The 19,114-nt window shown below is 44.6% G+C and carries 20 protein-coding genes; 5 read left to right on the top strand and 15 right to left on the bottom strand.

From position 1 onward, the window contains the following. Positions 1-197: 197 nt before the first annotated feature. From FZC78_RS10075 to FZC78_RS10065, 3 genes are all read right to left on the bottom strand, one after another. On the bottom strand, positions 198-1,181 hold the full coding sequence (locus FZC78_RS10075) for a TAXI family TRAP transporter solute-binding subunit (protein ID WP_148939583.1): 984 nt from the start codon (positions 1,179-1,181) through the stop codon (positions 198-200). Positions 1,182-1,745: 564 nt separating this feature from the next. Next, positions 1,746-3,374, bottom strand: a complete 1,629-nt coding sequence (locus FZC78_RS10070) for a mechanosensitive ion channel (RefSeq protein WP_252183578.1) — start codon at positions 3,372-3,374, stop codon at positions 1,746-1,748. Positions 3,375-4,436: 1,062 nt separating this feature from the next. Then, on the bottom strand, positions 4,437-5,360 hold the full coding sequence (locus tag FZC78_RS10065) for a diacylglycerol kinase (protein WP_148939581.1): 924 nt from the start codon (positions 5,358-5,360) through the stop codon (positions 4,437-4,439). Positions 5,361-5,632: 272 nt separating this feature from the next. On the opposite strand from FZC78_RS10065, the gene FZC78_RS10060 reads away from it, so the two are divergent. After that, positions 5,633-6,088, top strand: coding sequence for a DUF2269 family protein (locus FZC78_RS10060; protein WP_148939580.1), 456 nt, complete (start codon positions 5,633-5,635; stop codon positions 6,086-6,088). A gap of 218 nt (positions 6,089-6,306) precedes the next feature. On the opposite strand, the gene FZC78_RS10055 is transcribed toward FZC78_RS10060, so the two are convergent. The 8 genes from FZC78_RS10055 to FZC78_RS10010 all read right to left on the bottom strand — a co-directional run bounded on the left by FZC78_RS10055 (position 6,307) and on the right by FZC78_RS10010 (position 13,626). Next, positions 6,307-7,245, bottom strand: a complete 939-nt coding sequence (locus FZC78_RS10055; protein WP_148939579.1) for a hypothetical protein — start codon at positions 7,243-7,245, stop codon at positions 6,307-6,309. Continuing rightward, complete coding sequence (locus FZC78_RS10050; protein ID WP_148939578.1) at positions 7,242-8,321, bottom strand: hypothetical protein; 1,080 nt, start codon at positions 8,319-8,321, stop codon at positions 7,242-7,244. Before FZC78_RS10050 ends, FZC78_RS10055 begins: the two co-directional genes overlap by 4 nt. After that, positions 8,318-8,773: a hypothetical protein gene (locus FZC78_RS10045; RefSeq protein WP_148939577.1), complete on the bottom strand. Its 456-nt coding sequence runs from the start codon at positions 8,771-8,773 to the stop codon at positions 8,318-8,320. The genes FZC78_RS10050 and FZC78_RS10045 overlap by 4 nt, the downstream gene beginning before the upstream one ends. Then, the gene (locus FZC78_RS10040) at positions 8,770-9,354 is read right to left on the bottom strand and encodes a sigma-70 family RNA polymerase sigma factor (RefSeq protein WP_187444904.1); all 585 of its coding nucleotides are present in this window, start codon (positions 9,352-9,354) and stop codon (positions 8,770-8,772) included. The genes FZC78_RS10045 and FZC78_RS10040 overlap by 4 nt, the downstream gene beginning before the upstream one ends. Before the next feature lie 823 nt (positions 9,355-10,177). After that, positions 10,178-10,978, bottom strand: coding sequence for an arylamine N-acetyltransferase (locus tag FZC78_RS10030; protein WP_148939575.1), 801 nt, complete (start codon positions 10,976-10,978; stop codon positions 10,178-10,180). Positions 10,979-11,337: 359 nt separating this feature from the next. Next, a complete protein-coding gene (locus tag FZC78_RS10025; protein ID WP_148939574.1) occupies positions 11,338-11,706 on the bottom strand; it encodes a helix-turn-helix domain-containing protein in 369 nt (122 codons plus the stop codon). Between the two features lie 557 nt (positions 11,707-12,263). Next, positions 12,264-12,830 (bottom strand): thioredoxin family protein, encoded by a 567-nt coding sequence (locus tag FZC78_RS10015; protein WP_148939573.1) that lies wholly within the window; start codon positions 12,828-12,830, stop codon positions 12,264-12,266. Between the two features lie 361 nt (positions 12,831-13,191). Then, entirely contained in the window at positions 13,192-13,626 is a 435-nt protein-coding gene (locus FZC78_RS10010) for a hypothetical protein (RefSeq protein WP_148939572.1), read from the bottom strand. A 104-nt stretch (positions 13,627-13,730) separates the two neighbouring features. On the opposite strand from FZC78_RS10010, the gene FZC78_RS23615 reads away from it, so the two are divergent. After that, positions 13,731-13,886, top strand: coding sequence for a hypothetical protein (locus tag FZC78_RS23615; RefSeq protein WP_187444882.1), 156 nt, complete (start codon positions 13,731-13,733; stop codon positions 13,884-13,886). On the opposite strand, the gene FZC78_RS10005 is transcribed toward FZC78_RS23615, so the two are convergent. The 3 genes from FZC78_RS10005 to FZC78_RS09995 all read right to left on the bottom strand — a co-directional run bounded on the left by FZC78_RS10005 (position 13,883) and on the right by FZC78_RS09995 (position 15,707). Further along, positions 13,883-14,302, bottom strand: a complete 420-nt coding sequence (locus tag FZC78_RS10005) for a hypothetical protein (RefSeq protein WP_148939571.1) — start codon at positions 14,300-14,302, stop codon at positions 13,883-13,885. The genes FZC78_RS23615 and FZC78_RS10005 overlap by 4 nt on opposite strands. A 140-nt stretch (positions 14,303-14,442) precedes the next feature. Then, a complete protein-coding gene (locus FZC78_RS10000; RefSeq protein ID WP_148939570.1) occupies positions 14,443-15,216 on the bottom strand; it encodes an HAD-IIB family hydrolase in 774 nt (257 codons plus the stop codon). Next, a complete protein-coding gene (locus FZC78_RS09995) occupies positions 15,213-15,707 on the bottom strand; it encodes a DNA topology modulation protein FlaR (RefSeq protein ID WP_187444881.1) in 495 nt (164 codons plus the stop codon). The genes FZC78_RS10000 and FZC78_RS09995 overlap by 4 nt, the downstream gene beginning before the upstream one ends. Positions 15,708-15,941: 234 nt before the next feature. On the opposite strand from FZC78_RS09995, the gene FZC78_RS09990 reads away from it, so the two are divergent. The 3 genes from FZC78_RS09990 to FZC78_RS09980 all read left to right on the top strand — a co-directional run bounded on the left by FZC78_RS09990 (position 15,942) and on the right by FZC78_RS09980 (position 18,069). Continuing rightward, complete coding sequence (locus FZC78_RS09990) at positions 15,942-16,520, top strand: biotin transporter BioY (protein ID WP_148939569.1); 579 nt, start codon at positions 15,942-15,944, stop codon at positions 16,518-16,520. 96 nt (positions 16,521-16,616) lie between these two features. Then, positions 16,617-17,609 carry a biotin synthase BioB gene (gene bioB, locus FZC78_RS09985; protein WP_148939568.1) on the top strand — a complete coding sequence of 331 codons (993 nt, stop codon included), beginning with the start codon at positions 16,617-16,619 and terminating at the stop codon, positions 17,607-17,609. Positions 17,610-17,718: 109 nt separating this feature from the next. Further along, the gene (locus tag FZC78_RS09980; RefSeq protein ID WP_148939567.1) at positions 17,719-18,069 is read left to right on the top strand and encodes a VOC family protein; all 351 of its coding nucleotides are present in this window, start codon (positions 17,719-17,721) and stop codon (positions 18,067-18,069) included. A 141-nt stretch (positions 18,070-18,210) separates the two neighbouring features. On the opposite strand, the gene FZC78_RS09975 is transcribed toward FZC78_RS09980, so the two are convergent. Beyond that, complete coding sequence (locus FZC78_RS09975) at positions 18,211-18,537, bottom strand: hypothetical protein (protein ID WP_148939566.1); 327 nt, start codon at positions 18,535-18,537, stop codon at positions 18,211-18,213. Positions 18,538-19,114: the final 577 nt, after the last annotated feature.

Here is a 19,114-nt window from a genome sequence, read left to right as displayed (position 1 = left end):
GGATACTAAGAGTCTTCACTTCAATCTGGGATAGCAGCTCTTTTCTTTTCATGTCAACTTGGTTATCCCGGTGAATTAAAGTTGTTTTTTTCTGGAATTAGTATCAAATAGCCACAAAGTTTACGAAAAGAACCTTTTACAACAAAAGAATAGACCGATCAGATCGGCCTATTCCATCTTGCCTGAAGAAAGTTTATTTAGTCTTGGGAAATACCTTTTTCTTCAAAGTATTTTGCAGCTCCAGGATGAAGATCAATCCCCATACCTTCAAGCGCATTTTCAGCGCTGATCAGCTCACCTTTAGCATGGCTGATTCTGTCTGTGTTTTCGAAAATGGCTTTTGTCACTTCGTAGATAACATCCTCTGAGATCTCAGAGCTTGTGACTAGCATTGCACGAACAGCTACTGTTTCAATGTCGCTGTCCAGCTTGCTGTAAGTACCGCCGCTGATTGTATCTTTCGCATAGTAAGGATACTTCTCAATCAGTTCATCTGCTTTATCGGCAGATACCGGAATGATATTTACGTCTTGAGTGGCTGCAAGGCCTTCAACAGCTCCGGTTGGAGTACCGGAAGTGATGAACGCTGCATCGATCGTGCCATCCTGGATACCAGTAGTGGAATCATCGAAAGATAGGTTACGGGCACTTAAATCATCAAGAGTAAGGCCGTGAACTTCAAGAATCTGTGTAGCATTCAGCAATGTACCAGATCCCGCTTCCCCGACAGATACTACTTTGCCTTCTAAGTCTTCAACAGACTCTATACCAGATCCCGTTGTTGTAACAATCTGGATGGTTTCAGGATACAGGGTACCGATACCGCGTGCATTTTCAACTTTATTATCAGAGAACATTTCCGTTCCTTCTGTTGCATAAGACGCGATGTCCGTCTGCGTGAAGGCAACCTCGATATCTCCAGATTTGATGCTTGCCATATTTTCTGCAGATGCTCCAGATGTAGACGCAGTGGAGTCATAATCTGTTTCATCGCCAATGATGTCCGCGAAAGTACCGCCAAGTGGATAATATGTACCACCAGTACCGCCAGTTGCAATTCCGATGAAGTCTACTTCTCCGCCATCATCAGAACCCCCGCCGCTTCCTCCGCCGCATGCAGCCAAAATCATTGCCGCAGCCAGGAGAAGAACAGCACTGAATGATAATTTTCTCTTTTTCATGTCATTCACCCCTATAATTTTTTTAATAACACAGATAGTTTAACATAAATTGTAATAATATTGTTAATTATTTAACTTTTCGGATATTAATTAGTAGTGGTTTTTATGCAGTCTTCCTAAATAATACTCATGGATTACTGCTGCTGCCATCCCGTATTATTCCCGCAATTAACCTCTTTAGGCGTATGTACTTCTTAAAGAATAATGAATAATATTACATTGAATGCAAACTTCCTGCATGTATTTCTATATTAACAAACCCCGCTTGATTTTAAAAATGTAAACCTATATAGCGATCCCGCAACTAAAACAACATGCTCACTCCTATCGTAAAGGCTGTATTCGCATACATTGTTGCTTTCGGAAAAACCTCAAGAGCCAGATTTTCCCCCATATACTAAGGGTTTTCTCTCAAATCTGAGAGAGCAGCTCTTTTCTTTTCCTGGTTATGAGGTTATTCCGGGGAATTATGGTTATTTTTTTAGTCTGAAATAGCAATAAAGTTTGCGAAAAGAGCCATCATAAAACAAGGCCCAGGAATGAACCTGGGCCTTATAGTGTGAATTATCCTCTAGGGAATCCATCATCCGGACGGTTCGGCTGGTTATCAATGGTACCGTCTTCATTCATGGAAGAAGTCCAGTCATCCTTAGAATTTCCCTCTGCTTTTCTTTTTGCTTTTTCCTTATCGACTGAAATGTCGGAAAGGTTGTTTTCCATCTTGCTGAGGTAGTTCGATGCAAACTCTCTTCCTCCAAGCCCGAAAGCAAGGCCAAATGCTAAAGCAAGTCCGCCAAGCACCAGGATAAAGGCAGAGTTGACGATGGATTGTGCAATGCCAAGCTGATCCAGCGCCATAAAGAACGCCATGATGATGATCGCATATTTGGCAATTGTCGCAAGTACCGTTTTGCTGTTGCCATTTAGGATGCTGACCAATACTTTCTTGGCAATGTTTCCAAGATAAAGGCCAACAACCAAGATGATGATGGCAGCAATGACGCTTGGAATGTAGGCAAAGACACCCGTTGCAAGCGTTACAAGGAAGTCAAGCTCTACGATTTGAAGTGCTTCGACAATGAACAGCAGGGCAATTACGAAATGGACAACGTAGCCAAGGATCTTTGTGATCGTAAGTGAATTCGCTGATTCACCAGGCTTCCAGCTTCCAAGTTTCATATTCCTCATCAGGGAGTTGATGCTCAATTTATTCAGGAAGTCCGTTGTCCATCTGCCAGCCATACGGCCAGCCCACAGACCAACCAGGATCAAGGCAATTGCTACAGCAATATTCGGCAGCATAGTCAGAACATCATTGAGCATCTCGATTGCCGGTCCTGATACCCCTTCGATATCAAGCTTTTCAAGTGCTGCAATGACAGTTGGAATCAAAATCAGAATGAAAACAATGTTCCCGATAATGGAAGATAGGGACGTTCCGCCAAGCGTCTTGGATAATCCAAGGCGTTCCCCTAACCTTTCGAGACCGATTGAATGCAGGAAGTTCGTTACAATCGTACGAACCAGCTTGGCCACGAAGTATCCGACCAGGACAATCAATGCGGCTGCAAGCAGTTTTGGAATGAATGCGAGCATGCTGTTCAGCATTTCCGTAAATGGTTCAGAAACTCCTGTAATATTCAATGCTGAAAGAACTGCAGGCAAGAATAATAACAGAACCAGGTAGAACAATACCTTGGCGGCTTTATCAATTCCTGAATGAGCATCTTTTTCAGTGTCTGCCATATTCCACTTCACAAGCAGATGATCAAAATGCGTGGCTTTACCCAGCTTGCGAACTCCCATGCTGACCAGCATAGCCAATGCGTAGGCTACCAGCAGGATCAGGGCCGCTTTCAGGATATTGTCAATCGCACCGAAAATGGAATTCATCAGGTTTACTAAAGGTTCAGCTATCAGATTCAAATTCAAGATATTAAGAACAATAATGAATACGATCAGAAGCAGAATCCAATAGACAATTTTACTGATGATCTTTTCTGAAGAATATTTCTTGTTAGGGATGTGAGAGAATAGCTTGTCATCCATGCCGGTCTTGTTCAGCAGCTTATACACTGCCTTCTCAATACCTTTGGCAACAAGCCACCCGATAAGAAGAACAACTAATGCAAGAAGAAAGTCGGGTATCTTCCCTAAAAATCCCTCAAAGTTATACATGTTCATATTATTCATTCCTTCAACTCCTTTGACTTTTTCTAACCCTCCTATTCCCATTAGGTTTATAGAGTAAACTACGGAGTGTATTGGTTTTTTTTAATAAGTGTATAGGTCTTCGAAGGTGAACTTTGGGGTTTCAGCAAGGAGATAGGGATTCACTGGGTTTTTCCAGATGTTTTCAGGTATGTAGGATTTTGTAGAAACTTTTGTTTTTATGGCAGGAATTTGTCGAGTTAGGGTGAATGTAAGACGGGTACTTCTTAGCCTTCAAGCACAAAGAGGAACTGTCTCTCTTCGTGCTTGAAGTGTCAAAGTGAGGCCCTTTATCTGATCATGCTGCTTCGGCCGGTAGGGATGTTTTTTCTTTGAGATATGTATGATGTTGGGCGTGCTTCGGTCGGGAGCTGCGGATTTCAAGCAAGATATGTACGATGTTGAGGCGGCTTCGGTCGGGAGCTGTGGATTTTAAGCAAGATATGTACGATGTTGAGGCGGCTTCGGTCGGGAGCTGCGGATTTCAAGCAAGATATGTACGATGTTTGGGTGGCTTCGGTCGGGAGCTGTGGATTTCCACGGAGATATGTACGATGTTTGGGCTGCTTCGGTCGGGAGCTGCAGATTTCAAGCAAGATATGTACGATGTTGAGGCTGCTTCGGTCGGGAGCTGTGGATTTCAAGCAAGATATGTACGATGTTGAGGCTGCTTCGGTCGGGAGCTGTGGATTTCAAGGGAGATATGTACGATGTTGGTGCGGCTTCGGTCGGGAGCTGCGGATTTCAAGCAAGATATGTACGATGTTTGGGTGGCTTCGGTCGGGAGCTGTGGATTTCCACGGAGATATGTACGATGTTTGGGCGGCTTCGGTCGGGAGCTGTGGATTTAAAGGGAGATATGTACGATGTTGGCGCGGCTTCGGTCGGGAAAGGTCCATTTCCAACGAGATATGTACAATATTGAGACCGCTTCGGCGGGGAGCGATCCATCTCCGTGGAGATATGTATAATGTTAGCGCTGCTGCGGGCAGATTTATAATTCCCAACAAAAAAACCCCTAAAAAGGGGCCTTCATTCTACTATTCAGCCTCTGTCCGCTCGATCCTGTTCACGGATTTTATCAAGAGGAACAAACACTTCAAGGTGGCGATAAAGATTTTCGAACTCTACTGGAAGCAGGCCGCCGAATTCTCCATCGATATTCAGCTGGACTTTGTCTTTGGAGTACACTTTGATTCTGTTTGCTTTTGTATAGATCACGTTCGGATCTTTGACATGGTCTCCTCTGACAGCAAGACTCGCAATCCGGATGAATTCAGCCAGGTTCGTTTTCTTTAAAATCAGCAAAGAGAACATTCCGTCGTTGATGGATGCATCAGGAGCGAGCTTTTCAAAGCCTCCGACCGAATTGGTGAGGCCGATCAGGAATAACATCGCTTCGCCTTCAAACAGCTTTCCATCATATTCAATCGTTAAATCGGTTGCTTTGATGGAAGGAAGCATCTCTACTCCTTTAAGATAGTACGCCAGCTGGCCCAATACCGTCTTCAGCTTGCTTGGCACTTCGTATGTCAGTTCGGTGAGGCGCCCTCCACCGGCAATGTTGATAAAATAGCGGCTGCTGTTCATTCTGCCGATATCTACTGGTATGGTGTCGCCTTTGATGATGACATCCACCGCCGCCCCGATATCTCGTGGAATATTTAAAGCGCGTGCAAAGTCATTGGTTGTCCCCATTGGAACAATTCCTAATCGCGGACGATAATCCTGTTCAGCCAGACCATTGACCACTTCATTCAATGTTCCATCGCCGCCGGCTGCCACTACCAAGTCATACTTGCGTTCAACAGCTGTACGGGCAGCTTCGGTTGCATCCCCTTCACAGATGGTTGCATGGCAGGAGGCTTCATATCCGGCCTGTTCCAATTTAATTAATACTTCAGCCAGGTGCTTTTTAAAAAGCTCGCGTCCCGAAGTCGGATTATAAATGATTCTTGCTCTTTTCATTTCCCCATCATCCTATCTTGATATTTCAAAAGCCTGCGACAGCTTTACAAACCCCAATTTGGTACCTATATTACTACCCCGGAGGACATGTTACAAACCAATCCTCAATCATTTATCTACTTGCCACAACATATTAACTCATCTACCGAAAATATCATACCTCTTTTTTACAAAAAAAGCTATTAGTGAAGAATACCCATTCTTTTGTAACATACCTCCTCACGCTTATGAATAAAATGTCATATGCCAATAGTTCCTAAGGAGGTTTTTCAATGAAGTTTCTAGTTTTGCTGCATGTCCTTTCCGCCATTATGGGAGTAGGGCCGACTTTCTTTGCCCATGTTTTAGCGAGGAAAAAACAAACCGCCGATCAGCTGCGGCATACGCTTGTGCTTGGCGCCCATCTGGAAAAGTTCCCGAAAATCGGCGGGACTCTTGCCGTCATTACCGGTCTTATTCTCTTCTTTGCAGGTGAATACGGTGCATTCACCCAAGTCTGGATACTCGGTTCACTGATTCTTTATGTCCTTATTCAAATTATTGTCATCGGTTTCGTAACCCCCAACAGCAGCCATTTAAGAAAGTGGCTCGATGCTCCCGAAAACTCTGAGGTAACCGGGGAACTGCCCGGGGAAGCACAGAATTACCTGAACAAAATGAATGGCTACTTCTATCTCGCCTCCACCCTTGGCGTACTACTATTCATCTTTATGATACTGAAACCGTGAGACGCTTTAAGGACTGGCAGGGACAGTCCCTCTTTGTGCTTTAACGCATTAAAGTGATTGTCGAATAGAGACATTTCCCGGTATTTATTCTGTTTATTTCCGGGGAAATTTGTCTATCGCTGGCACTTGCCCGTTATGGATTTATTAACGTTTTTATGTCAGCCATAGAATTCTCATAAAGAAAACACCAGGGCAGCCTTCCCCGGTGTTTTCTTGCGTTAATTACCCAGCCGGACTGCCAGGCTGTAGCTGTCGCTTATGAGCAGTTCGTAAGTCCCTTTCCCTGTGGTATACGTACCGCTTTCTGTGTCATCTTTGTAAATGACCTCATCTTGAAGCTCTTCCACTTCATTCTTGTTCTCTTCCATTTTCCACTTCTCATCATCTCTGATGTCTGTAACCTTATCTGCCAACAGGTTGATATCACTTTGTTCAGATAACAAAACATTCACCTGGGAACTCTTCGTCACAGACCAGTTGCTGAGCAAATGGCGGGGTTTCATTGTAATCGAAGTATCCTGCCCTGAAACCTCAAGCCCCGCCTTCGTCGGCACAACCAAGGTGGCATCCATCTGGCTGTACCTCTCAAATGGACCGGATTCTGATGGAAGGCCCATTAGGGAAATATACAGACTGTCGCCCTTCTTTTCATACTGAAGGTAATCTTTTGGAGAGTTCAGTTTGCCTTTACCGTCATAAGTAGTAGATCGATAGGTTCCAAAAACGCTGACCTCGTCTCCGATCCCGCCTTCTATCGTCACATCATGTGGACCAGTGTCCACTATTACGCGTTTGATTTCATCGGTAAGAGGGTGATTGAAGACTGGAATCTCCAGCGTCTTTTCTTCAGCTGACACCCAGCTTTGCACCGCCCCGATCACACCGGATGCCTGAAGAAGGCTGAAGCTGATTCCCGCAGTACCGATTATCACAGCAAACAAAATGCTTACTACATCATATTTCACTTTGGGATTCACCTGATTGGCAAAAAATAAATAGAACAGAATTTCCCCGCCAAGGATAATCAGGATGAAAGGCCACCACCCTGTCATAACGTAAGCCTTATCCCAATTTAAAATCTGAGTGAGAAGCAGCAAGATACCTAAGAAAACCAATGCCGCACCCATAGAAACCGATCCTACACGCCATACCCTCATTGTAACGTCTCCCCCTTCTTTTTGCTTCCTGCCAGAAGCTTGATGCCTCCGCCGATTAAGACTAGACAGACAATGGCTGTCTGTATATACCGTTCAAACCAGAAGTAAGCATCAACCCTCATATACTCATAAATAAATGGTTGAAGGACAGGCAAAGCAATATTTGTCAGCAAATAGTAGACACCGAGTGTGACCAGGCCGATGCCGACCCATTTCTGATGATTCACCAGATAGGAAATGACCGGAATATCTTCAATCGGTTCCTTTCCATATCGCGATGCCTTTTGCAACCCATCGAAAAAGCTGTAAAACCAGATGATCGGCACTAGGAAAAGAAAGATGCCCAAGCGCATGACATCCATAATATAGATAGAAAATAGGAAGGCGGCCATTAACTGGATGCCTCTGCGTTGATAGCCAAGATACAGATGCCCTGCACCGGGAAAAATCGAAAGCATGGTTGCCAGTGATTTAGACTTTTTCCCCTCTTCCCTTCGATTCTCGAATTCTTCCAGGATCGACTGGTCGACAAGCTCTTCACCACGCTGTTTCTTTGCGAGCTGCTGCATGCTGTCAAAAAAGCTGTACACCCATAGAACAGGCAGGAGAGCGAGGAACACTAAGAATTCCCCGCGAGATGAAAGGACAGTGACGAAAATGACCATCACGGCCAAGCCAAGAAACGCAGCCAGCAGCGTCACTCCTCTGTTCATCAGGCCAAGCTGAAAGTGGCCGAGCCCAGGCACAAGCGATAAAATTATCGTGAAGAAGCGTTCGGATTCAGGTGTACTCTCTTCTTTTTCGCCATCACCTGCTGCCGTGGTCCGCTTATAAAGCTTGGAAGCCGTTATTGCTGTATCGATCAAGTTCACTACATATAGAAGAAATCCTCCTATAAAAAAGACAAATTCTATTCCTGACACAGACCAATAAGAAAATGCCAGATAGATGGTCACCACCGCAGCGCCAAACACACTTCCTGTATAAAACAACCCTCGCAGCAGCTTTCCAAGATAAATCAAGCCGCCTCCCGGGAAAAACGCTAACAAAAATGCAATAAGCGGATTTTTTTTCATTCGTTTCTCTCCTTCCTGGTTTCGTTTTCGACATCATTTATAAAATTGGTCGTTTTGTTCATCAGTTCAGTAGTTACAGACGGGCCGGAGCTGCGCTGGAACTCCTCTGCAAAACCAATCATCTGCTGAAATACCCCAGTAGTCATCAGTAAAATAGTCATTGCCGCCGCCACTATATAATGGAAGGCTGCCATCTGATAAAACTTCTCCTCTTTTCCTGCAGCAGGGGTTTCAACCTGTTTTCCGGCCAAAACATCCGCCATGACATGATCGGCAAAACGCAATGCATCCGGGAGAGCAGGCAAGGAAGTTTCATTGGACTGGAGTGCCGCTAGATAGATTTCCATGCAATAATCACAAGAATATAAATGCTCTTCGTATTGCTCCCGGACCGGTTCGCTCAGTCCATCTTCAACATATTTCAACCAATCTTCATAAGGTATGTGCTTCATTGGAAATCCTCCTCCTTCCAGTGCTTTCTCATCCAGAGTCTCGCCCGATAGAGTTTGGTCTCAATCGTCTTTACTTCTACTTCCTGTTCCTCTGCAATCTTTTTATAGGACTTCTCCTCTATGTAGTAATCATGAATCACTCTGCGGTAATTCTCCGGCATTTCTCCGATCCTCCGCCTGACCAGCAGCCGCAGCTGTTTTTCCTCGAACTTGGCTTCCACTGAATCCAGCCTTTCCAGCAGGATATCTTCTTTAGGCGGTTGAACGGAGCTCCCGGTTATTTCTTCATTTCGGCGGGCTGCCTTTCGTTTGCAATCAATCGCATGGTTCACCGCAATCCTTGTAATCCATGTTTTGAACCCTTGATTCTCGTACTGGGAGAGAGAAGTATAGATTTTCACAAATACTTCCTGGGAAGCATCTTCCGCATCTTTTTGATTCCTGAGGACTGCATAGACCGTTCGGAAGACCTGGTCTTTATATCTTTCAATAAGGAGCCGTAATGCATGGTCGCTTCCGTTCCTCACTTTGTCAATCAGCTCTTCCTCCAATACTCTCTCCCCCCTTTCCGACCGCTCCATACTAATAGACGATCGAACTCCCTGTTTCCCCTTCACTTTTTTTAAATTTTTTCAAACCCTCTTTGCGTAAGACTGTTTTCGCAAAGATTGTGGCGATTTTAAAAGTAATGAATTTCCGCTCTTGGCGGGCGACTCCGCGGGGGTGGGCGGTGAGCCTCCTCGCCTTCGCCTGTATAAAAAGTGGAAGCGCCTTGGTCAGCCCCGACAGGCAAATGTTCTCAAGAGAAAAAAAGGCGGGCTTTCCTTTTATTCTCTTGAGATTATTTGACCCAGAGGGGCTAGGCGCTGGAACTAGACGCCCGCTAGTCCCGCAGGAAGTCGCACGCCTTCCACTCCAATCCTTCTACGTGAAAATGAGGAGGTGATAAATAGCATTCAAAAGCAACAATCTTTTAGAAAAGAGCCTTGCGTAAAGATAGTGGCAGTTGAAAAGTAATGGGATTTCCGTTCCCGGCTTCAATCTCCTTACATATAAGAGGAGGTGACTAAAAAAGAATTAATAGACACACCTTTTAAGAAAACAGCCTTTCGAAATAAATCGCACAAGGGGATTCTTTCAAGATTCGCATATAATGTTGCTTTCGGAAAATCCCAAAAGCCGGATGTCCCCCGGATACTAAGAGTTTTATCTCTTATCGGGGGTGAGTAGCTCTTTTCTTTTCCCTGTTACCAGTTTTCACCTCTCTTATTATGGTTATTTTTTCGGAATTAGGATTAACTAGCAGCAAAGTTTACGAAAAGAGCTTTCAAGATAGAACCTAACTGTATCCTGTTTTAATCTGCATACAAAAAAGCTGCCAAAAGGGAAATTCCTTCAGACAGCTCATGTGAAAATTTTTATATTTCGCTTTTCAAGGAAATCAATGCTTTCCTGAATAGATTCTTTATCGAAATGGTAGATATCATATACCGTGTTCACCCACTTGTCGATGTCCCGCATTTGATACTCCCTGATATTGCGGTAGGTCATCGCCTTCAGCGTCCCATTGCGGAGGAAATAACAAGTGTTACCATGGAAGCGGACCGCGGTAATTCTCCGCATCACTACATTTTCTTCGTTATCATGGTAAGAGGCTTCTATGTCGGCAGCAAGATCCCTTTCACTAAGGGGCTGCCAGATAATTTCTTTTTTGACAAATGATTTCCCATTGGATTTTCGGTCAATTTCATACAGCGCCTGATCTTTCTGGGTAAAAGTAATCTCCTCGCCGAAGCCATGAAGTACATGCTTCCTGCGCGACTCCAGTTCCACCGGTTTCATGATTGGTGACCCATAGCCAACGTCTACATAGAGCTTCCGGCCTTCTATAACTGCCATAAGTCCTAAGTGTCCCGGCTTCACTCTGACAAAATGGATGTCAAAGCCAATTTCTTTGAGCAGCCTGCCAAAGTTGATATTCAGTGTGTAACAGGTGCCTCCCCAGCCCCGGTTTATCAGGTTATGCACAAACTGATGCAGGGTCGGGACAAATTCCTCGTAGTGATTGAAATAATGGAACTTACTGAATGTCTCATATGGTACGCGGATCAAGTGGTGCTGGATGAGCCGCTGCAAGTAATTGATGCTTGGCCGTTCAAGTGTCAGATTTAAATACGAAAGATACTGTTTTTTGATTTCTTCCACATTATCACTCTCTCATTTTCCTCACGGATTGCCATAAGGGGGTTACACGCTCTTGTTTCCCTTCTTAGAAGAGGTTCAATCCTTTGCTTCCCTAACCTTGTATTTTTCCTGCTATTTTACCACTTATTTTTACGAGATTCATTGTCTATGCTTTAGGATTCGGGATGACTGGGACGAATTCCTTCATTTTTGGAAGAATCAGTTATCTTAAGTTTGCAGGGAGGATGGGTTGGAGGCCACCAGCTTGTGGATCAGATTCTATGAAAGTCGCAAAAACAAAAGCAGAAGTGCCAGCCCCAGCAGTTTATTTCTTCACATAGAAAAAACGGCCTGCACAGCAGCCGCTTCAATATATTATGTTATTGATTCATACGCTCGAAGTTTGTCTCTAAAGTCTTTTTCATGTCTGAGGTTAAGCCGTCTTTCATTTGCAGGCGTTCCCCGCGGAAGTAGTTCACCACTTCTTCGTCAAACTCAATTTCTATCAAGTCCCGGAGGTCCCATATTCTAAGGGCCGCCATGATGGAAATCAGATGAGCGACGGTTAACGATTTCTTTTTAAAGTTTACCAGTTCATTGATTGTCGCGACACGAAGACCAGTAAGACGGTGAAGATCACCCTGTGTCATTCCGCGTTCTTTAAGGATTTTTCCCAGCTTAATATTGACTTTATGAGGAAACTTATCGAGGGTTTCAATAACAATGGCATTTGTCTTTTGATGAATCATGCTGTTACCCCCTAACAGTATTCTCTATAAGAATACCGTGATTTCCGTAATTCGTGAAGAGGGAAAGAGTTCCATTTCCACACCAGCTTTACCGCTTTAAAGTCCTGTAGTACGAAAAGCGCAAGCGCCTTGATCAGCCCGGACAGGCAAATGTTCCAAAGAGAAAAAAAGGCGGTCTTCCCTTTTATTCTCTTTGGGTTATTTGACCCCGAGGGGCTAGGCGCTGGAGCTGGATTGCACAAAAAAGCGCAAGCGCCTTGATCAGCCCCGACAGGCAAATGTTCCAAAGAGAAAAAAAGGCGGTCTTCCCTTTTATTCTCTTTGGGTTATTTGACCCCGAGGGGCTAGGCGCTGGAGCTGGATTGCACAAAAAAGCGCAAGCGCCTTGATCAGCCCCGACAGGCAAATGTTCCAAAGAGAAAAAAAGGCGGTCTTCCCTTTTATTCTCTTTGGGTTATTTGACCCCGAGGGGCTAGGCGCTGGAGCTGGATTCAGAAACGCTGCCCAATTTACAAAAGAAAGAGGACTGTCCCAATTCAGGACAGTCCCCTTTCTGTTTACTTTTGCACTTGATTCATGAGGGTGGTTTTAATACTTTGGAAGACTTCGTGCCAGATGGCTTCGCTTCCAGTATATTGGGCAGTCAGCCTGCCGATCATTTCCTTTTGTGCTTCTGGGAAGGTTTCATGATCACGCGGAGGAAGTTTTGCTTTCTCTTCATCCACCAGCTGCTGGACCACCGGAGCTCTTGGACCCCAAACGGCCTGCTCATTGAAATCGCTGTCCACGAAGATGAAAATCGGAATCGCCCGGGATGTCCCGTTCGTCAAGTATTGATCCATTAATTCAAGGTTTTCATCCCTGTTCAGCGTACGCACATCCATATCGGCTGCTTCCGCAATTCTTAACAGCACGGGAAGGTTGACCATTGCGTCCCCGCACCAGTCCTCTGTCAATACAATGACATTCAAATTCTTCGAAGCAAGCTGTTTTAAGTTTTCTTTTTCACTTTCGGGCACGGAAAAGCTTTGATAAATGTTTTGCAAGTTATCTTTGTGAGCTTCCATCCCATCTATATATTCATGAGGCGTCTGCCCCTTTTCAAACCAATGTTTAAGATTCATAATATCCTCCTTATAGCTTCACCTGGGGGCTAAGTATTCCCAGCCTATTCTCTTTTGACTTTTCATTAAAATTTGATACTTTTGTAAAAGTATTGTTTGAAAAAAATATGCTTACAGGCATATAATTAATTAAAGACCTAAATACATACACTTTGCAAGGAATAAATAAATCTGCGAAAGAAACCCGCGCATAAAAAAGAGACTGCTGCTTCTGCGACAGCCTCATGCTATTTAACATTTCTGGGAGCTCTCAACGATATTCTTGAATTTAGCATAGTAATGCTTCAGCTCGGTTACGCTATCTGCCTCCTTTATTTTTTCCAAATAGTTCTCTGCTTTGGAATATTGCTCCGGGGGCAACTTAACTGTTGTTTTCTTCTCTTTCTTGGACTTCGCCAACAGGTTTCACCTCATTATGTTTTGAAGATCCTCCTATAGTAGAGGTCGTCTCGAGCTGATAATTTGAAAGCTCTTGAAGGTATTCCCATTTTGTTTTTTCCAGGTTTTGCTCGATTTTTCTTGTAATCACCGAACTTCCGCCAATGCCGGATAATAAACTGATATAAATCACATACCAGACGGGTACCGTTTCCACAACAGGCAATACTGACAAGTAACCGGCCAACACCCCAATAATGATATCTTTTGAGGATCCAAAGACATAATGCTTCTCTCCACTTTCATCAACGAGAATACGGGGAAATGTAAAGCGGCCGCCTTTAAAAACTAAAATATGTCCTAAGCCACCAATACCTCCCATTAACATCGGTAACAGTATCAATTCAATTAAGGACATTTCATCCACCCTCTGGATTGATTTACTAATAGTATACATTATTTACAGAATTTTCTGAATAGACATTTGGACGCAATTTTGTCCATTACAGAGGAAGGTGCCGCATGCGTAAAATTGTGCTGAAAGTCTCGTCAATCGACAAGCTTCGATTTCAAAATTTCATTGTCTTGATGCAAAAGGCGGAAAGCAAGGCAGAAGCTGACATGTATTTTCGCCTAGCAAAAAAAATCATCCAGAAGGGCGATTTGAAACAAAACTAGAAAACAACCTTGTAACTTTGATACAGCATAAAAAGGGCGCCCCCCATAAAAGCGAATAAAATAACCAGAAGAAAATACCTTAAGCGATAGGCCAGCGGATGCTTATACTCACCGGGGTCCTTCCATTTTTTCATTTCTCTTGGAAAATGATAAGCGAACAGAATCAAAGCCGGAACCGCGCCAATCAGAATAAAACTGAGAAATAAGAACTGATTGAACTGCTCCATTCTTCCCTCGTTCCAGACCGACTTCAAGACCTCGCCAACCGCTGCAAAGAACAAGAGAATCAACATTCCATTGGATGTGAACTGGTCAGTGAATGAACGACCCTGTCTTATTCCCCTGATGATTAGAAATGGCGTGAAAAACAGCAGCAATACCGCAAACACCAGAAAGATGAGGGCTTCCCCCGTCATTCGTTACCACACTCCAATTCTACGTAATGAGTCGCCTTTCCATACCTTCTATTTGAAACAAAACCAAGCGATCGGTAAAAAAGATCACCTTCTTCATAAGATTTATTAAAAAGTTAAAGCCTTCTCTGCCACATGCCATATTATCCCACCTTCATACGCTGCTCCTCCGCGAGCTCCTCCAATTTCCTGAGGATGTCTTCCTCATAATCCCCTTGCAGTGAAATGGTTTCAGCGGCATACAAGGACAGCTCTTCATGATGGCCGATCATGACCGTGTGGCTTGCATGCTGGAAAAGGCTGATATCGTTGGCATCATTGCCAAACGCTATGTATTCTGACTCCCCGATTCCCAACGCTTTTAACGCGCTCCATTTATCAATGTTTTGAGGAGAAATATCAATCACCTTTTCATTCCGGTGAGTATGCAGTGTGACATCCAGCGCTGATAATTCTTCTGCCATTTTTTCAAAATCGTTTGCCGTCAGGATCAACACTTTGAGGACTGTAAACAGACTTTCGATCGACACAGAGTTTGCCAGGTTGGCCTGATCCAAATTCCCGAGGATCGGGTGATTCGCAGGTCCTGTATAACAATAATCCCAGTCGCCATCAATTAAATACGCGGCCTCATACTTGATTATCAGCTCCTTGATCTGTTCCAAGTCAGCTTCCGGGAAGGCCTGGGAAAAAACCAGGTCACCGTCCCTGTATATCATGGAGCCATTTCCACCAATCAGCGTATTCGTATGAAAACGGGGGTGAAGGACCGGGAGCATATCACGGATCGGCCTGGCCGATGCAAAAATGACTTCATGCCCGTTATCTTCCAATTTTTCGAGAGCGTCCATAATCCGTTCTGTTACCGGCTGCCCTTTAAAACAAATCGTTCCATCCAAATCAAATACAAATTTCATCGAGTAATCTCCTTTATGCTGTTAGTATCTGTCATGATTTTAACTTTTTCTTCAAGGGGGTTAAGCATTGTCATGATTTCCGGTTTGCTGACCCTCTCAAAATGATAGTTCCATTGATACATCTTTTTAAGCATACTCCATGTCTGCTTGTAGTTTCCTTTTTGAAACCCAAGCTTCTGGACAGTGAAACGTTTTAGGATCCGCCAGTTCCTCACGGCGATCGGGGTATCCAGGTAAATAATGAGGTCAGCCTCCTGAAATCCCTTTGTGGTCCAGGTATGATGAACTCCTTCAATGATCCAGTCCTTCTGGTTTATGATTCTAGTAAATTCCTCGTCACGTACTTCCGGACTGTTTCGGATATCCCCGTTTTCATGCCTATGCCAGACAACGTTGTCCAATTCATAGAGAGGAATGTCCATTTCTGCGGACATCCTTCTGCCAAGCGTCGATTTGCCGCTGCCGACCGAACCAATAATATGTATTTTCATTGTGACTCCTGTTTTGTTAATTTATTGCCTCTACAGTGCTATTAAAGAGGATTTCCTGTTAAGCACATGATTTGTTCTTGGTTTTTGATATAAAATTTCCCTCTCTTCTATTTCGTTCTGAGGTGAGCTAAATCCTTCTTTGAATTTATGTTAACTTATTTTATAATATAAGTTGACACAAATTACAGTTTTAATATATTCTATTTTCAGAAAACAAATAGGAGGATACATACTATGAAACTCAAAGCTATCGACATTACTATGGCTGCCATGTTCGCCGCTCTAATGGCTATCGGCGCTAATCTTACTTCCATGCTGGTTATCGGCGGAGTTCCCATCACGCTGCAGACGTTCTTCTGCGTTCTGGCCGGATTGATTCTCGGAAGCAGACTGGGAGCCATCTCCATGACCGTGTACGCGCTGATCGGCCTAGTCGGTGCCCCGGTATTCGCCGGTTTCATGGGAGGACCGGGTGTTCTATTGAAACCAACTTTTGGATTCATTCTTTCTTATATTCTGGTAGCCTACATTGTCGGAAAAATGGTAGAGGCGAAATCAGGCAAAAAAATGTTCATCACGGCAGCTCTTGTCGGTATGACCGTGAACTACGTGCTGGGAACCAACTGGATGTACGCCGCTTACATCTTCTGGGCAGATGCTCCTGAAGGATTCTCTTACGGAATGGCTTGGGCATGGATGCTTGCTCCGCTGCCGAAAGATATCATTCTATCTGCTTTTGCAGGAGCCGTTGCCCCGCGCTTCCTGGCAGCCATCCGCAAGAATACCAATACCCTTACCAACAAAGCTGCATAACCACTCTCATCCGGAAATCACTTTTTCCGGATTTTTTTATCCAACAATCGTTATTTCATGTTGCCAACTAAATTCTTTAAAAGGAGACGGAATTCTATGACCTATTGGAATGAACTTGCTGGACGTGTACTGAACGGAGAAGAACTGACAGATACGGAAGCTCTATCCATTTTGGAATGCCCCGATGACGAAATCCTGCTTTTATTACACGGAGCTTTTCAAATACGCAAGCATTACTACGGCAAAAAAGTGAAGCTCAATATGATCATGAATGCCAAGTCTGGATTATGTCAGGAAAACTGCGGCTACTGTGCACAGTCTTCCATTTCAAATGCCCCAATTGAATCCTATCGAATGGTAAACAAAGAAACACTGCTACAAGGAGCGGAGCAGGCTCATAAAATGAATGTCGGCACATACTGCATCGTAGCGAGCGGACGAGGACCGAGCAGCCGCGATGTCAACACGGTCATCAGCGCTGTCGAAGAAATCAAACAAAACTATGACTTGAAAATCTGTGCCTGCCTTGGGATCCTGAAACCTGAGCAAGCCAGGCGTTTAAAGGAGGCAGGGGTTGACCGCTACAACCATAACCTCAACACCTCAAAAGGCCACCATGACAGCATTACCACTTCTCATACATATGACGATAGAGTCACCACGGTAAACACTGCAAAAGAAGCGGGCATCTCCCCCTGCTCCGGCGTTATCATCGGGATGAAGGAGACCAAGGAAGATGTCATTGATATGGCACGCAGCCTGAAAGCACTGGATGCGGATTCGATTCCGGTCAATTTCCTGCATGCAATTGACGGAACACCACTTGAAGGCACGGATGAGCTTGATCCCCGTTATTGCTTGAAAGCTTTGGCCCTGTTCCGCTATATCAACCCTTCTAAAGAAATCCGGATTTCCGGCGGGCGGGAAGTTAATCTGCGCAGCCTTCAGCCCCTGGGTCTATATGCCGCCAACTCCATTTTTGTCGGCGATTACCTGACAACCGCAGGCCAGGAAAGCACTAAGGACCATGAAATGCTCAGGGATTTAGGATTCGAAATAGATTACGTTACTGCTCCAGAAACTGTATAATAATACCAGGCGAATAGGGAAATCATTTATTTTATTTGCTTTAAAGCATTAAAAGGGACTGTCCCTCTTCGCACTTTAAAGCATTAAAGAATTCAGAGGAGGAATGGGGATGGCACAGGCTTGCGTGATCAGTATTTATGTAAAGGATATGAATGAAGCTCTTGATTTTTACAGAGATGTACTTGGGTTTGAGGTGAACAAAAGGTATGGAGCTTCCATTGTCTCACTTGTTCATGAAGGACTGCCGATTGTGTTGGAAGAGCGGAAGCAGCAAGCTGCAGGAGGTTCAGGAATTGTCCTCGGACTTCAGACAGCGGATATTTACCAGACGGCGCAGGAACTTAGAGATCAGGGAGTGGAGCTTCTCATGCCGGAACCTGCCGACTGCCCGCCGGGTAAATACATAAGCTTTAAAGACCCCTCCGGAAACACTCTGGAATATTTACAGTTCATCGAGTAGAAAAAACATAAACGCTCGGAAGAAAGTTGAACAGCTTCTTCCAAGCGTTTTTATATGGAAAATATGCGGCCTGGACACTCTAAAATCCCAAACCATTAAGAACGACATCATCTTCGCTCTATTCCCCAACTAATTTCCTTCCTATTTTTCCAGATGGAGTTCAAATTTTACATAAGAATAAACTCTATATCCAACTGGGACTAACGCCAGTAAAAATGCCCATTTCATTACCCCTTCAGCGAATATAGGCCAAAGCACCGCCAGGATCAGCGAAATCACCGCGGTGACATTACCCGCAAAGCCATTGATGGGTTCATTGCTTAGGAATAACGTCCTTGCGCCTTTAATATTGCTTCCAAAGCATTTCTCATGAAATGGGACCACCTCTAGCATCATTGTTGAAGTTATGAGATCATCTCTCACTTTGATCTGCTTTTGGCAGAAATCACAGTATATTTCCTTCGACACCTTGCTTCACCTCGTTTTGCAAAATGGCAGGAGTAAACAGCCATTCTGCCTGTTCTTGCTTCACATCCCGCCACTTATTCTACTTCTATACTGCCGGTGAGTTTCCCTGCCTTTTTTCGCTCACAGGCGCGGGCAGCCCCGAACTATTCCACACGTTATAAAATTTCGGGACAGAAGACAGTGTAATTAATGCAAACAGCTGTACTGGATAGCCTTTTTCACCTTAAGTCAGGGAGTTTGGGCAGTCAGGGGCTCCACTGGGAACCTGAGGACTGGTTTTCGCAGGTTGTTGTCTCTCGGGTACTGTTCGAGTGACACCTAGGGGCTGGTTTTCTCCGGCTGATGTCTCTCAGGACTCGCTCGAGTGACACCTGGGGACTGATTTTCCACGGCTGGTGTCTCTCGGGACTCGCTCGAGTGACACCAGAGGACTGATTTTCCACGGCTGGTGTCTCTCAGGACTCGCTCGAGTGACACCTGGGGGCTGATTTTCCACGGCTGATGTCTCTCAGGACTCGCTCGAGTGACACCTGGGGACTGTTTTTCCACGGCTGGTGTCTCTCGGGACTCGCTCGAG

The organism is Rossellomorea vietnamensis, assembly GCF_008180415.1.
Lineage (GTDB): Bacteria > Bacillota > Bacilli > Bacillales > Bacillaceae_B > Rossellomorea > Rossellomorea vietnamensis_C.
Note: the sequence above shows the minus strand (reverse complement) of the source record. Positions and strands in the feature narration are given on the sequence as shown.